The sequence below is a fragment of the Geodermatophilus sp. SYSU D00703 genome (assembly GCF_054050155.1).
The window spans coordinates 64082-78116 of record NZ_JBJGYU010000014.1; the positions used below are offsets into that span (position 1 = coordinate 64082).

General features: G+C 75.3%; 12 protein-coding genes. 6 read left to right on the top strand and 6 right to left on the bottom strand.

What is annotated here, in order from left to right:
* Window positions 1-37 precede the first annotated feature (37 nt).
* Both ACI782_RS14955 and ACI782_RS14960 read right to left on the bottom strand, forming a co-directional pair.
* On the bottom strand, window positions 38-376 hold the full coding sequence (locus ACI782_RS14955; protein WP_456910518.1) for a P-II family nitrogen regulator: 339 nt from the start codon (window positions 374-376) through the stop codon (window positions 38-40).
* On the bottom strand, window positions 373-1758 hold the full coding sequence (locus ACI782_RS14960) for an ammonium transporter (protein ID WP_456910520.1): 1386 nt from the start codon (window positions 1756-1758) through the stop codon (window positions 373-375). The genes ACI782_RS14955 and ACI782_RS14960 overlap by 4 nt, the downstream gene beginning before the upstream one ends.
* Window positions 1759-2101: 343 nt before the next feature.
* Here ACI782_RS14960 and ACI782_RS14965 point away from each other — a divergent pair, with 343 nt between their 5' ends.
* From ACI782_RS14965 to ACI782_RS14980, 4 genes are all read left to right on the top strand, one after another.
* On the top strand, window positions 2102-2803 hold the full coding sequence (locus ACI782_RS14965) for an energy-coupling factor ABC transporter permease (protein ID WP_456910522.1): 702 nt from the start codon (window positions 2102-2104) through the stop codon (window positions 2801-2803).
* Complete coding sequence (locus ACI782_RS14970; RefSeq protein ID WP_456910524.1) at window positions 2800-3126, top strand: PDGLE domain-containing protein; 327 nt, start codon at window positions 2800-2802, stop codon at window positions 3124-3126. Before ACI782_RS14965 ends, ACI782_RS14970 begins: the two co-directional genes overlap by 4 nt.
* 1 nt (window position 3127) lies before the next feature.
* Complete coding sequence (gene cbiQ / locus ACI782_RS14975) at window positions 3128-3910, top strand: cobalt ECF transporter T component CbiQ (RefSeq protein ID WP_456910525.1); 783 nt, start codon at window positions 3128-3130, stop codon at window positions 3908-3910.
* 73 nt (window positions 3911-3983) lie between these two features.
* Window positions 3984-4730 (top strand): energy-coupling factor ABC transporter ATP-binding protein, encoded by a 747-nt coding sequence (locus tag ACI782_RS14980; RefSeq protein WP_456910527.1) that lies wholly within the window; start codon window positions 3984-3986, stop codon window positions 4728-4730.
* A 31-nt stretch (window positions 4731-4761) separates the two neighbouring features.
* Here ACI782_RS14980 and ACI782_RS14985 read toward each other — a convergent pair whose 3' ends face one another.
* The 3 genes from ACI782_RS14985 to ftsY all read right to left on the bottom strand — a co-directional run bounded on the left by ACI782_RS14985 (window position 4762) and on the right by ftsY (window position 7768).
* Complete coding sequence (locus ACI782_RS14985) at window positions 4762-4917, bottom strand: hypothetical protein (protein WP_456910529.1); 156 nt, start codon at window positions 4915-4917, stop codon at window positions 4762-4764.
* Between the two features lies 1 nt (window position 4918).
* On the bottom strand, window positions 4919-6007 hold the full coding sequence (locus ACI782_RS14990; RefSeq protein ID WP_456910530.1) for a glycosyltransferase: 1089 nt from the start codon (window positions 6005-6007) through the stop codon (window positions 4919-4921).
* Window positions 6008-6547: 540 nt separating this feature from the next.
* Window positions 6548-7768: a signal recognition particle-docking protein FtsY gene (gene ftsY / locus ACI782_RS14995; protein WP_456910531.1), complete on the bottom strand. Its 1221-nt coding sequence runs from the start codon at window positions 7766-7768 to the stop codon at window positions 6548-6550.
* Between the two features lie 72 nt (window positions 7769-7840).
* On the opposite strand from ftsY, the gene ACI782_RS15000 reads away from it, so the two are divergent.
* Both ACI782_RS15000 and ACI782_RS15005 read left to right on the top strand, forming a co-directional pair.
* Complete coding sequence (locus ACI782_RS15000) at window positions 7841-9520, top strand: alkaline phosphatase D family protein (RefSeq protein ID WP_456910532.1); 1680 nt, start codon at window positions 7841-7843, stop codon at window positions 9518-9520.
* A 4-nt stretch (window positions 9521-9524) separates the two neighbouring features.
* Window positions 9525-10328, top strand: a complete 804-nt coding sequence (locus ACI782_RS15005) for an endonuclease/exonuclease/phosphatase family protein (RefSeq protein WP_456910533.1) — start codon at window positions 9525-9527, stop codon at window positions 10326-10328.
* Window positions 10329-10390: 62 nt separating this feature from the next.
* On the opposite strand, the gene smc is transcribed toward ACI782_RS15005, so the two are convergent.
* Window positions 10391-13963 (bottom strand): chromosome segregation protein SMC, encoded by a 3573-nt coding sequence (gene smc / locus ACI782_RS15010; RefSeq protein ID WP_456910534.1) that lies wholly within the window; start codon window positions 13961-13963, stop codon window positions 10391-10393.
* Window positions 13964-14035: the final 72 nt, after the last annotated feature.

Below are 14035 nucleotides of genomic sequence, written 5' to 3' on the forward strand. Positions count from 1 at the left end.
GGTCCTCCCACCACCCCGGCCGGCAGTCGTGCTGGCCCTAGAGGGCGTCGGCGCCGCGTTCACCGGTGCGGACGCGGACGATCTCGTCGATCGTCGTCACCCACACCTTCCCGTCGCCGATCTGGCCGGTGCTCGCGGCCTCGACGATGGCGTCCACGACCCGGGCAGCGTCGAACTCACTGACGACGACCTCGATGCGGACCTTGGGCACGAAGTCCACCTGGTACTCCGCGCCGCGGTAGACCTCGGTGTGGCCCCGCTGGCGGCCGAAGCCCTGGACCTCGCTGACGGTGAGCCCCGCGATCCCGATCAGCTCGAGGGCGTTCTTGACGTCGTCGAGCTTGAACGGCTTGACGATGGCGGTGACGAGCTTCATGCCCGGATCCCTTCCGTGTTGCGGGCCGTCTCCCGGTGCGCCGGGTCCTGCGTGGCGGCGTGTGCCTGGGCAGAGAGTGTGGCAGCGCTGCCGCCCCCGCCCCCGAGCGAGGCGAGGTCGTAGCCGGTCTCAGCGTGCACGGCGCCGTCGATGCCGCTGACCTCCTCCTCCTCGGTGATCCGGAAGCGCATCGTCTTGGCGATGGCGAACCCGATGACCAGCGTGAGGACGAACGAGTAGACGAGCACCGCGAGGGCCCCTGTGGCCTGCCGCCACAGCTGGTCGAGACCGCCGCCGTAGAAGAGGCCGTCGACACCGGCCGTCGTCGCCGCGGAGGCGAACAGTCCGACCGCGAGGGTGCCCCACAGGCCACCGACGAGGTGGACGCCGACGACGTCGAGGGAGTCGTCGTAGCCCAGCTTGTACTTGAGGCCCACTGCCAGGGCGCAGACGATGCCGGCGATCGCGCCGACGAAGAGGGCGCCGACCGGGGTGACCGAGGAGCAGGCCGGGGTGATGGCCACCAGGCCCGCGACGACGCCGGAGGCGGCGCCCAGCGAGGTGGCGTGCCCGTCGCGCAGCTTCTCCGTGAGCAGCCAGCCCAGGGTGGCCGCACCGGTGGCGGCCAGCGTGGTCACGAAGACCTCGGCGGCCTGCCCGTTGGCCGACAGCGCCGAACCGGCGTTGAAGCCGAACCAGCCGAACCACAGGATGCCGGCGCCGATCATGACCAGCGGCAGGTTGTGCGGGCGCATCGGGTCGCGGCCGAAGCCCCGCCGCTTGCCCAGCACGAGGGCCAGCGCCAGGCCGGCGGCACCGGCGTTGATGTGCACCGCGGTCCCACCGGCGAAGTCGATGGCCAGCAGGTCGTTGGCGATCCAGCCACCCGTCTCGGACTCCGCCCCGTCGAAGGCGAACACCCAGTGGGCGACCGGGAAGTAGACGACCGTGGCCCAGATGCCGGCGAAGACCATCCACGGGCCGAAGCGGGCGCGGTCGGCGATGGCGCCGGAGATCAGCGCGACGGTGATGATCGCGAAGACCGCCTGGAAGGCGACGAAGGCCAGCGACGGGATGGTGAAGACCAGGTTCTCCGGCGCGAAGGCGGCGTCGAGGCCGCCGGTGCCGATCAGCGAGGACAGACCGAAGAACTCGAACGGGTCGCCCAGGAGGCCACCGCCGACGTCGTTGCCGAAGGCGATCGAGTAGCCGTAGAGCACCCAGAGCACGCCGATGAGGGCGAGCGCGCCGAAGCTCATCATCATCATGTTGAGGACGCTCTTCGCGCGGACCATGCCGCCGTAGAAGAGCGCCAGACCCGGGGTCATGAACAGCACCAGGGCGGCGCTGGCGAGAACCCAGGCGGTGTCGCCGGTGTCCACGGCAACCTCCTGTCGGGATCGGTGTGGCGGAGCCACGGGGCGGCTCGGAGCGTGGGATCACCCCGGGCCGAGGGGCTGGAGCGGCGCTCCTCCGGGGAGGGGCGACGTGGCGTTCACGGTGCCGCCCGCCTGTTTCGCCCGGCGGCACGGCACTGTTTCCGGACGGTGAACTCCGGTCCGCGTGTCCAGCCGTCGTGTTCCAGCCGTGTTGCGCGCCCCCTCCCGGTGGCCTCCGCCACAGGTCCGCAGGCTTGTTGCAAGCCATGTGCACCTGCCAACGACGTGCAATAAGGTCGGGGCCGGCCGTCCGATCCTGGGCGGCCTCCGTCCGCGAGGAGGCAGCGTGCACGTCCCCGACGGGTTCCTCGACGCACCCACGTCCGTGGCGACCGGCGCCGTGGCCGCGGGCGGGGTGGCACTGGCCCTGCGGGGTGCGCGCAACGAACTCGACGAGCGCACCGCTCCCCTCGCCGGGCTCACCGCGGCCTTCGTCTTCGCCGTCCAGATGATGAACTTCCCGGTCGGTGCCGGCACCAGCGGACACCTCATCGGCGGCGCGCTCACCGCCGTCCTCGTCGGCCCCTGGACGGCGGTGCTGTGCATGACCGTCGTGTTGCTGGTGCAGGCCGTGCTGTTCGCCGACGGCGGGCTGACCGCGCTCGGCACCAACGTGACCCTGATGGCCCTGGTCGCGGTCGGCGTCGCGTACGGCGTCTTCCGGCTGCTGTCCGCCGTCCTGCCGCGGACCCGCACCGGGGTGCTCGCCGCCGCGGGCGTGGGCGCGTTCCTCTCGGTGCCCGCAGCGGCGCTGGCGTTCGTCGCGCTGTTCGCGGTGGGCGGCGTCGCCGACGTCCCGGTCGGCACCGTCGCCGGTACGATGGGTGGCATCCACGTGCTCATCGGCATCGGCGAGGCGCTGATCACCGTCGCGGTCCTCGCCGCCGTCCTCGCCGTCCGGCCGGACCTCGTGCGGGGCGCGCGCTCGCTGCGCGCCGCCACGGTGCTGGCCCCCCGTCCCACCACGCCCGCCGGAGGTGTCCGATGACCACGTCGCGGCGGACCCGCGGCCTCCTGCTCGTCGGCCTGCTGGTCGCGCTGCTCGTGGCCGGGGTCGGGAGCTTCTACGCGAGCTCGCACCCCGACGGCCTGGAGTGGTCGGCCGAGCAGGAGGGCTTCCTCGGCACGGCCCGCGACAGCGCCACGGCGGACTCCCCGCTGGCCGACTACGCCGTCGCCGGCGTCGACGACGGCCGGCTCTCCGGCGGGCTGGCCGGGGTCATCGGTGTCACCGTCACGCTGCTGGTCGCCGGCGGGCTGACCCTGGTGGTGCGCCGGCGCGGCCGGGACACCGCCGACACGACCGCCTGACGTGGGCGCCGGGCACGGCGGCGCGCTGGGCGCCGCCTACGTCGCCGGGGACAGCCCGGTGCACCGGCTCGAGCCGCACCTGAAGCTGGTCGCGGTCCTCGGCTTCGCGATCGTCGTGGTCGCCACGCCGGTGCACGCGGGGTGGGCGTGGGCCGCCTACGCGGGCTACCTGGTGCTGGTGCTGGGGGCCGCGGCCGTCGCCGGCGTGCGGCCGGGACGGCTGGCCCGCGGCCTGGCCGTGGAGACCCCGTTCGTGCTGTTCGCCCTGCTCCTGCCGGTGGTGGCGCAGGGGCCGCGGATCGAGGTCGCCGGCCTCTCCCTGTCGCAGAGCGGGCTGGTGGCCGCCGGTGGGCTGCTGGCCAAGGCGACGCTGTCGGTCCTGGCCGCGACCGTCCTCGCGGCGACCACCGAGCCGCGGGCGCTGCTGCGCGGGCTGGAGCGGCTGCGGCTGCCGTCGGTGCTCGTGCAGATCCTCATGTTCATGTTCCGGTACGCCGACGTGGTCGGCGGCGAGCTGCGGCGGATGCGCGTGGCCCGGGAGTCCCGCGGGTTCCGCGGCCGGCACCTCGGCGCGCTGCGGGTGCTGGGCCCGGCGGCCGGCTCGCTGTTCATCCGCTCCTACGAGCGCGGCGAGCGGGTGCACCTGGCGATGCTGTCGCGCGGTTACACCGGCCGGATGCCGACGGGCCCGGACGCCGCGGTGCCCGCGCAGGCGTGGGTGGCCGCCCTCGCCCTCCCCGTGGCTGCCGGCGCCGTCCTGGCGTCTGGTCTGCTGCTCGGGTGAGCGAGCTCGCGAGCGAACCAGTGGGCACGACAGCGCCGGTCACGCGACCGAGCAGCGCCGGCGAGGCGGGCCCGTGAGCGCACCGCCGTCCCTCCTCGTGGACGACCTCGCCTTCGCCTACCCCGACGGCCACCAGGCCCTGTTCGGGGTGGACCTGCGGATCGAGCAGGGCGAGCGGGTGGCCCTGCTCGGCCCGAACGGCGCGGGCAAGACCACGCTGGTGCTGCACCTCAACGGCATCCTGCGGGGCGGGCGGGGCGCGGTGACCGTCGCCGGGCTGCCGGTCGGCCAGCGGCACCTGCAGGAGATCCGGCGGCGGGTCGGCATCGTCTTCCAGGACCCCGACGACCAGCTGTTCATGCCCACCGTCGGCGAGGACGTCGCGTTCGGCCCGCGCAACCTCGGCCTGCCCGAGGCGGAGGTCGCCGCCCGGGTGGCCGCGGCGCTGGAGCAGGTGGGGATGACCGGCGCCGCCGACCGCCCGCCGCACCACCTCTCGTTCGGGCAGCGCCGGCGGGTCGCCGTGGCCACGGTGCTGTCGATGCACCCGGAGATCCTGGTGCTCGACGAGCCGTCGTCCAACCTCGACCCGGCCGGCCGCCGGGAGCTGGCCGAGGTGCTGGAGTCCCTGCCGGTGACGATGCTGATGGTCACGCACGACCTGCCCTACGCCCTGCAGCTGTGCCCGCGCTCGGTCGTGCTGGACGGCGGTGTCGTGGTCGCCGACGGGCCGACCCGCGAGCTGCTCGCCGACGCCGACCTGCTCAACCGCCACCGGCTCGAGCTGCCCTACGGGTTCGACCCCCGCGCGGTGCCCTGACCCGACCCCTGCCCGGCGCGACCGGCCCGGGTCAGGGGCGGGCCGGCCCCCGCCGGCGCACCAGCTGCACCAGCGTGAACGCCGCGAAGACCAGCCCGATGGCTGCGGTGACGTACCAGGCCGCGTTCAGGCCGGAGTAGGCCATCACCGCGGTCCCGCCGGCGGCGGTCGTCTGCTGTCCGTACACGTCATGCTCCTTCGGCTCGGTACTGCAGGGCCCACCGGTCCCGTGAGCGGTGGGTGACGCGTCCGACCAGCACCTCGAACCAGGCGGCGGTGAACCAGCCGGCGCGCATCCAGGCGAACAGCTCCTGCGGCAGCAGGAGCAGGGCCAGGACGACGTCGAGACGGTCGCGGTGCGGGATCAGCAACGACTGGCGGACGTCGTTGGCGACGAACAGCGCCGTCAGGAGGAGCCACACGGGGTGGAACGTGAAGACGCCGAGCGCCAGGGCCACGATGGTGACCCCGATCCAGCCGACGCGGCAGACAGCGGCCGCGAGCCCGGCGAACTGCTGGCGCCAGTCGAGCAGGGTGCGCCGGTTCAGCCCGAAGGCCATGAGGTCCTCGACCGTGCCGACCTGCCACTTCATCCGCTGCCCCCACAGCGCGCGCAGCGTCTTCATGCTGTCGGTGTAGGCGCGCACCGTCGGCGACACGTGACACCGCCACCCCCGCTGCCGGATGCGGTAGGTCAGCTCGAAGTCCTCGACCTGCGAGCGGTAGGACCAGGGTCCGTCCCGGCCGTCGCTCTCCACGACCGCGCGGAGGGCGTCCTGACGGACGGCGCACCCCGTTCCGGCCAGCACCGAGGTCCAGCCCCGGCGCAGCGACGTGTCGGTCCACCGGGCGAACTCCGCCCGCTGCAGCCGGGTGAGGAGGTCCCTGCCCGGCATCGTGAACTTCGAGCTGGACCCGGCGAGGGTGGGGTCGGCGTGGAACTCGGCGACCCAGTCCCCGATGGCGTTGCGCGGCAGTGCGGTGTCCGCGTCCAGGCACACGACGACGTCGGCGTCCTGGCAGTGCTCGCGCCAGGCCAGGTTCAGCGCTCGCGACTTGCCGTGCGAGCGAGGCACCGTCACGTCGAGCACGAGGACGGGCGCAGGGAAACGGGCCGCGATCTCGGCGGTGTCGTCGGTGCAGTTGTTCGCGACGACGACCACCAGGTCGGGCACGCGCTCCTGGTCGAGGACGCAGCTGAGGGTCTGGGCGATCGAGGCCGCCTCGTCGTGCGCCGGCACGAGGACGACGACCCTCTCCCGGCCGGGTTCCGGCATGCGGCCGGGCACCCGCGCCCACGGGCCGCCGGCGCGTTGCCGGCTCGGTCGACCGGCGCCGTCCGAGCGGACGGGCGCAGGTTGCAGCGTTGCTGTCACGGTGGTGTTTCCCCCGGGTCCGGTCACCGGCCTCTCGGACCGGTGACGGTGCGTTACGGGGGCGGCCAGACGCCGCGCTACTCACCGTGACCGTCGACGTTGACGCGACAGCTCGTGCACTGCTCGATCGAGCATCCCCCGTGCTGGGGGTGACGCTATGTAGTCATCGAGGTCGGTCGGTATCGCCTGACCGGGGGACGCCGGCCACGAGGGGGTGACGGTCGACCGCTACCGCTTCGCCCGGTCGCGATCACTCGACGTCACGAAACACGGCAGTCGACGGACGTCACAGGGAGGGTCCGGCACGGTCGGGTGAGGGACCCCTCCGGTCGGGGGGCCCAGGCGGCGGGACCGCGACGTGTGCACCGGTCCAGGTGCGGGCCCGTCAGACGGCGGAGGCCCGGACCGCGGGTGCGGGCCGGGCCTCCGTGCTCACCAGGGTCAGTCGGCGCCGCCGACCAGCGCCTCGGCGAACGCCTCCGGCTCGAACGGCGCCAGGTCGTCGGCGCCCTCCCCCAGCCCGACCAGCTTCACCGGGATGCCCAGCTCGCGCTGCACGGAGACGACGATGCCGCCCTTGGCCGTGCCGTCGAGCTTGGTCAGGACGACGCCGGTGACGTCGACGGCCTCGGTGAACACCCGGGCCTGGACGACGCCGTTCTGACCGGTCGTCGCGTCCAGGACGAGCAGCACCTCGGTGACCGGGCACACCTTCTCCACGACCCGCTTGATCTTGCCCAGCTCGTCCATGAGGCCGCCCTTGGTGTGCAGCCGGCCGGCGGTGTCGACCACCACGGTGTCGACCTCGGCCTCCACACCGGTGCGCGCCGCCTCGAAGGCCACCGACGCCGGGTCGGCGCCCTCGCGGCCCCGCACGGTCAGGACGCCGACCCGCTCGCCCCACGTCTCGAGCTGGTCGGCCGCGGCGGCGCGGAAGGTGTCGGCCGCCCCTAGCACCACGCTCCGGCCGTCGCCGACGAGCACCCGGGCGATCTTGCCGACGGTGGTGGTCTTGCCCGCGCCGTTGACGCCGACGACCAGGGCGACGCCGGGCCGGCCCTCGTGCCGGTCGACGTGCAGCGTGCGGTCCAGGTCGGGGCCGAGGACGGCGGTCAGCTCCCGGACCAGCAGCTGACGCAGCTGCGCGCCCGACGCGGTGGCCAGCACCATCGACTGCGTCCGCAGCCGGTCGACGATCTGCTGGGTCGCGGCGACGCCGACGTCCGCGGCCAGCAGGGTCTCCTCGATCTCCTCCCAGTCGTCCTCGGTCAGCCGCTCGCGGGCGAGGACGGTCAGCAGGCCGCGGCCGAGCGAGGACTGCGAGCGGGCCAGCCGTGAGCGCAGCCGGACCAGGCGGCCCGCCGACGGCGGCGGGGTCTCGAAGACCAGCCCCGGCTCGGGCTCGGCCGGCGGCAGGGGCGTGGGCGGCGCCTCCGGCTGCACCGTGTCCGGCTGGGTCTGCTCGGCGGGCGCGGTGGTGTCGACGGGTGGAGCGGGCTCGGCCGGGCGCGGCGGTGCCGGCGGGCGCGGCCGGGTCAGCGTCGTGCCGGCGGCGGCGTCCTCGTCCAGGCGGGTGGTCCGCCGGCCGCGACCGACCAGGAGGCTGATCCCGAGGACCAGGGCGACGACGACGATCGCGACCGCGATCAGCACGAACTCCATGGCTCCCAGTCTCCCAGCACCCGTGCGGGCCGGGGTGGGCGATGCGCAGGTCCGTGGGCCACCCTGTCCGGCATGCCCCTGCCCGGCCGGGAGTCCCCGGTCCTCCTCCTCGGTCCGCTGCTGCGCCACGTCGACCCGGTGTCGGCGACGGTCTGGGTGGAGACCGACCGTCCGTGCGAGGTGGAGGTCCTGGGCCGGCGGGCCCGCACCTTCGCCGTGAGCGGGCACTACTACGCCCTGGTCGTCGTCGAGGGCCTCGAGCCGGGCAGCACGACGCCCTACGAGGTGCGCCTCGACGGCGAGCGGGTGTGGCCGGAGCCGACCTCGCGCCTCCCGGCCAGCCGGATCCGCACCCCCGGCCGGCCCGGTCCCTTCCGGATCGCCTTCGGCTCCTGCCGGTACGCCACGCCCAGCACCGTCGACGCGAGCGAGGGCATCCCGCCCGACGCCCTGGACACCTACGCCGCGCGACTGGCCGACGAGCCGGAGGACACCTGGCCCGACGCCCTGGTCCTGCTCGGCGACCAGGTGTACGCCGACGAGCTCACGACGGCGACCCGCAGGTGGCTGGCGCTGCGCCGCAACGCGCACACCCCCGAGGGCAGCCAGGTGGCCGACTACGAGGAGTACACCCGGCTCTACGCGGAGTCGTGGAGCGATCCCCAGGTCCGCTGGCTGCTGTCGACGATCCCGTCGTCGATGATCTTCGACGACCACGAGATGATCGACGACTGGAACACCTCCGCCGCCTGGCGCCGGGAGACCACCGGCGAGGACTGGTGGGAGGGGCGGATCGCGGGCGGGCTGGTCAGCTACTGGGTCTACCAGCACCTGGGCAACCTCAGTCCGCAGGAGCTGGCGGAGAACCGGACCTGGCAGGCGGTGCAGAACTCCGTCGGCGACGCCGACCCGGAGCTGCGGGCGATGGCGCGCGCCGCCGACACCGACCCGCGGTCGGTCCGCTGGAGCTTCGTGCGCCACTGGGGCGAGGCGCGGATGATCATGGTGGACAGCCGCGCCGGCCGGGTGCTCGACGAGCGCGACCGCAAGATGCTCGACGACGACGAGTTCGCCTGGGTGGAGGCGGCGATGCGCCGCGCCGTCGACGAGGGCGTCGAGCACCTCGTCCTCGGCACCTCGCTGCCCTGGCTGCTGCCGCACGCCATCCACGGGATCGAGCGGTGGAACGAGACGCTCAACCGGCGGCACCTCGGCGGTCCGGTCGGCCGGCTGTCGGAGAAGCTGCGGCAGGCCGCAGACCTCGAGCACTGGGCGGCGTTCGGCGACTCCTTCGAGCGGCTGGGCCGCGCGGTGGTGGCGATCGCCCGCGGGGAGCAGGGGCGCGCGCCGGCGACCACGCTCGTGCTCTCCGGCGACGTCCACCACGCCTACGCCGCCGAGCTGGTGCAGCCGGGCGGGCTGACCACCCGGGTGCACCAGCTGACCGTCTCCCCGCTGCACAACCAGGCACCGCACCCGATCAAGGTGGGGTTCCGGATGGGCTGGAGCCGCTGGGCGCGACGGCTCACCACCGGGCTCGCCCGGCTGGGCCGGGTGCAGCCCTCCGAGCTGGACTGGGCCAAGGTGACCGGCCCCTGGTTCGGCAACCAGCTCGGCGAGCTGGTGCTCCACGACCGCGAGGCGCACTTCCGGCTGTTCGTGGCCGAGCGCGACCGGAACGGGCACGACTCCCTGCGCGAGGTCGCCGACCTGCCGCTGTCCGGCCCCGTTCCCGCGGAGGTGACAGGCTGAACGGGTGACCCGACCCGCGCCCGGCCCCGGACGGTCCCCGATCCGGCTGCGGCTGGCCACCTTCAACACCCACCACGCCGTCGGGGACGACGGCCGGCACGACCTCGCCCGGCTGGCCAAGGTGATCGCGGCGGTCGACGCCGACGTCGTCTGCCTCCAGGAGGTGGACCGGCACTTCAGCGACCGCAGCGAGGACGTCGACCAGGCGGTGCTGCTGTCGCAGGCGCTGGACATGGAGCTCGCCTGGGGCCCGGCCATCGACCAGCCGCGCGGCGACGAGAAGACCATGCGCCGGCAGTACGGCAACGCGCTGCTGTCGCGGCGGCCGATCCGGTCCAGCGCCGTCCACCGGCTGCCGGGGGACGGCGAGCCGCGCAGCGCCCTGCGCGCCCGGGTGGCCCTCGGCGGCGGGGCGCTGTGGGTGACCACGACGCACCTGTCCACCCACCCGGCCGAGCAGCGGGCGGCGCAGGCCAAGACGCTCGCGGGCCTGCACACCGACCCACAGGAGCCGGCCGTCCTCGTGGGTGACTTCAACGCCGAGCCCGACGCCCCCGAGCTGGCCGTCCTGCGCGAGCGGTTCGCCGACGCCTGGGAGCTCGCCCGCGACCGCGACGACCGGGCCGGGTGGAAGTTCTGGCAGCACGACGAGGGCCACACCCACCCGGCGCGCAGCCCGCACAAGCGGATCGACCACGTCTGGGTCACCCCGGGGATCGCCGTCGCCGCGGCGCGGGTGCTCGACGGTGCCGGCGCGTCGGACCACCTGCCGCTGGTCGTCGACCTGGAGATGCCGACGGACAGCTGACCTTCGAGGCCCCGTCCCGGGGCCCGCCCTGAGCCTGCGAGGGGTGGGGAGGACGGGGTCCGTCAGGCGGGTTCGGCCTCGGCCTCGCGGAGGCGCTGGCTGATCACGCCGGTGATCCCGTCGCCGCGCATGCTCACCCCGTACAGGGCGTCGGCGATCTCCATCGTCCGCTTCTGGTGGGTGATGACGATCAGCTGCGAGGTCGCCCGCAGCTGCTCGACGAGGGTCAGCAGCCGGCCGAGGTTGACGTCGTCCAGCGCCGCCTCCACCTCGTCGAGGACGTAGAACGGCGAGGGCCGGGCGCGGAAGATCGCCACCAGCAGGGCGACGGCGGTCAGCGACCGTTCACCGCCGGAGAGCAGGGACAGCCGCTTGACCTTCTTGCCCGGCGGGCGCGCCTCGACCTCGACGCCGGTGGTGAGCAGGTCCTCCGGGTCGGTCAGGTACAGCCGGCCCGAGCCGCCGGGGAACAGGGTCGCGAAGACCTGCTCGAACTCCCGCTGCACGTCGGCGAAGGCCGAGGCGAAGACGTCGTGGATCCGCTCGTCGACCTCGCGGACGACGGTGAGCAGGTCGCGGCGGGTGGCCTTGAGGTCCTCCAACTGCGTCGCCAGGAAGGAGTGCCGCTCCTCCAGGGCCGCGAACTCCTCCAGGGCCAGCGGGTTGACCTTGCCGAGGGTGGCCAGGTCGCGCTCGGCCTGGGCGGCCCGGCGCTCCTGCGCGGCGCGGTCGTAGGGCACGGGCTGCGGCTCCGGCTCGCCCGCCGCCTGCGCCGCGGCGACCTGGGCGGGGGTGGGCGGCACCGGCGCGGCCGGGCCGTACTCGGCGAGCAGCGTGGGCAGGTCCACGCCGTACTCCTCGGCGGCCCGACCCTCGAGCGCCTCGATCCGGTAGCGCTGCTCTGCGCGGGCGACCTCGTCGCGGTGCACCTCGTCGGTCAGCCGCTCCAGCTCGGCGGTGGCCGCGCGGACCGCGGTCCGGACCTCGAGGAGCTCGGCCTCGCGGGCGGTGCGGACCCGGGCCAGCTCGTCGCGCTCGGCGGCGGCGCGGGCGAGGCTGGTCGCCAGGGCGGTGAGCGCGGCGTCGGCCCCGGCACGCACGCGGGCGGCCACCTGCGCGCCCCGCTGCCGGGCCAGCCGGGCGGCCGCGGCCCGCTCGCGCGCGGCCCGCTCCTGGCGGGCCTGGCGGCGCAGCGACTCGGCGCGGCCGGTCAGCGCCCGCGCGCGCTCCTCGGCCGTGCGCACCGCCAGCCGCGCCTCGGTCTCCGCCTGCCGGGCAGCGGCGGCCTCCAGGCGGAGCCGGTCGCGCTCGGTGGGGTCGGGCTCCTCCTCCACCGGCGCGGCCTCGGCGTGCGCCAGCCGCCCCTCCAGCTCCGTCAGCGCCGCCTGCGCCTGCTCCAGCGCCTGCTCGGCCCGGACGCGGGCAGCGGCGGACCGCTCGGCCTCGGCGGCGGCCGACCGGGCGGCGGCACCCAGCTCGGCCAGCTGCGCGGCCACGGCGGAGCGGGTGCGGTCGGCGGCCTGGCGCGCGGCCAGGGTGGCGTCGACGTCGGCGGACCGCGCCCGCGCGGTCTCCCGCGCCGCGGCCAGGCGGTCGGCGAGGTCGGCCGCGCGCGCGGCGGCCGTGGTCAGCTCTCGCTCGGCCTCGTCGACCCGGGCGCGGAGCTCCAGGCCGGAGGGCGCGTTGGCCTGACCGCCGACGGTCCAGTCGGCGCCGACCAGGTCGCCGTCGGCGGTCACCGCCCGCACCCGGGGGTGGGTGCCCACGAGCGTCACGGCGGCGGCCAGGTCCGGCACGACCGCGACCCGGTCCAGCGCCCGGGCCAGCGCAGGGCGCAGCTCCTCGGGCGCGGTCACGAGGTCCAGCGCCCAGCGGGTGCCCCCGGGCAGCTGCGGCCAGCCCTCGCGGGGCAGCGCCGGCGGACCGCCCACGACCAGGAGTCCGGCCCGGCCGCCGTCGGCGTCCCTGAGGTGGGCGAGCACCGCGGCCGCCTCGGCGACGCCGTCGACGACCAGGGCGTCGGCCATGCCGGCCAGCGCGGCGGCCAGCGGCACCTCGGCGCCGGGCTCGACGGTGAGCCGCTCGGTCACCGGACCCAGCACGCCCGGCAGGCCGGCCGCCAGCGCCGCCGCCGAGCCGTCGGCGGGCGCGAGGCCCAGGGCCAGCGCGTCGCGGCGGGCCTGCCAGGAGGCACGGTCCCGCTCGGCGGCCCGTTCGGCCGCGGCCAGCTCGCTGACCGCCGTCGCCGCCTCGGCGTGCGCGGCGACGGCGTCCTGGTGAGCGGTCACCAGGGCGACGTCGGTGTCCTCGGCGTCGGCGACCTCGTCGCGGCGCTCGGCCAGCCGCTCGGCGGCCACCTCGGCGCGGTCGGCGGCCTCCCCGGCGGTCAGGGTGAGCCGCTCGATCTCCGCCTCGCCGGCCGCCACCCGCGAGCGGGCGGCGGCGACCTGCCCGGACAGCCGCGCCAGGCCCTCGCGGCGGTCGGCCAGCGCCCGCGCGGCGGCGACCCACGCGCGCTCCGCGTCGGCCAGGGCGGTCTCCCCCTCGGTGCGGGCGGTCACCGCGGCGGCCAGCCGGCCCCGCTCGGCGTCCAGCCCGGCGGCGAGCTCGGCCTCGGTGGAGGCCACCCGGTCGGCCTCGGCCTCCAGCTGGTCGGGGTCCCGGCCGACGGTGGTCGCGGCCGGCCCGGCCGACAGGTGGCGGTGCCGCTCGGCGGCGAGCTGCGCGACGCCGCGGAAGCGCTCGGTCAGCGCGGACAGCCGGTACCAGGTCTCCTGGGCCGAACTCAGCAGCGGGGCGTCGGCGGCCAATTCGGCCTCCAGTGCCGCCTCCCGGCGGGCGGCGTCGCCGAGCTGGGCCTCGACGACGGCCCGCCGCTGCCGCGCGGCGGCCTCGTCGGCGACGTCCTTCGCCAGGGCGTCGCGCAGCTGCACGAGGTCGTCGGCCAGCAGCCGCAGGCGGGCGTCGCGCAGGTCGGCCTGGACGCCGGCCGCGCGGCGGGCCACCTCGGCCTGCCGGCCCAGCGGCTTGAGCTGGCGGCGCAGCTCCGCGGTGAGGTCCCCGAGCCGGTCGAGGTTGGCCTGCATCGCGTCGAGCTTGCGGAGCGCCTTCTCCTTGCGCTTGCGGTGCTTGAGGACGCCGGCGGCCTCCTCGATGAAGGCGCGGCGGTCCTCCGGGCGACCGGAGAGGACGGCGTCGAGCTGCCCCTGCCCCACGATGACGTGCATCTCTCGGCCGATGCCGGAGTCGCTGAGCAGCTCCTGGACGTCGAGCAGGCGCACCTTGTCGCCGTTGATCTCGTACTCGCTCTCGCCCGAGCGGTACATGCGGCGGGTGATCGAGACCTCGGTGTACTCGATCGGGAGCGCGCCGTCGGCGTTGTCGATGGTGAGGGTGACCTCGGCCCGGCCGAGCGCCGGGCGGCCGGCGGTGCCGGCGAAGATGACGTCCTCCATCTTGCCGCCGCGCAGGCTCTTGGCCCCCTGCTCACCCATGACCCAGGCGAGGGCGTCGACGACGTTGGACTTCCCGGAGCCGTTGGGACCGACGACCGCGGTGATCCCCGGCTCGAGGCGCAGGGTCGTCGCAGACGCGAAGGACTTGAAGCCCTTGAGCGTCAGGCTCGACAGGTGCACGAGTGGAAGGACCCCGTCCCCCTCACCCCTCGCAAGCTCGGGGTGAGCCTCCGGACGGGGCCGACGGGTCTA

Coding starts and splice junctions, on each gene's coding strand:
- ACI782_RS14955 (WP_456910518.1), bottom strand. CDS start 376: ATGAAGCTCGTCACCGCCATCGTCAAGCCGTTCAAGCTCGACGACGTC.
- ACI782_RS14970 (WP_456910524.1), top strand. CDS start 2,800: ATGACCACGTCGCGGCGGACCCGCGGCCTCCTGCTCGTCGGCCTGCTG.
- ACI782_RS14990 (WP_456910530.1), bottom strand. CDS start 6,007: ATGCCGGAACCCGGCCGGGAGAGGGTCGTCGTCCTCGTGCCGGCGCAC.
- ftsY (WP_456910531.1), bottom strand. CDS start 7,768: ATGGAGTTCGTGCTGATCGCGGTCGCGATCGTCGTCGTCGCCCTGGTC.
- ACI782_RS15000 (WP_456910532.1), top strand. CDS start 7,841: ATGCCCCTGCCCGGCCGGGAGTCCCCGGTCCTCCTCCTCGGTCCGCTG.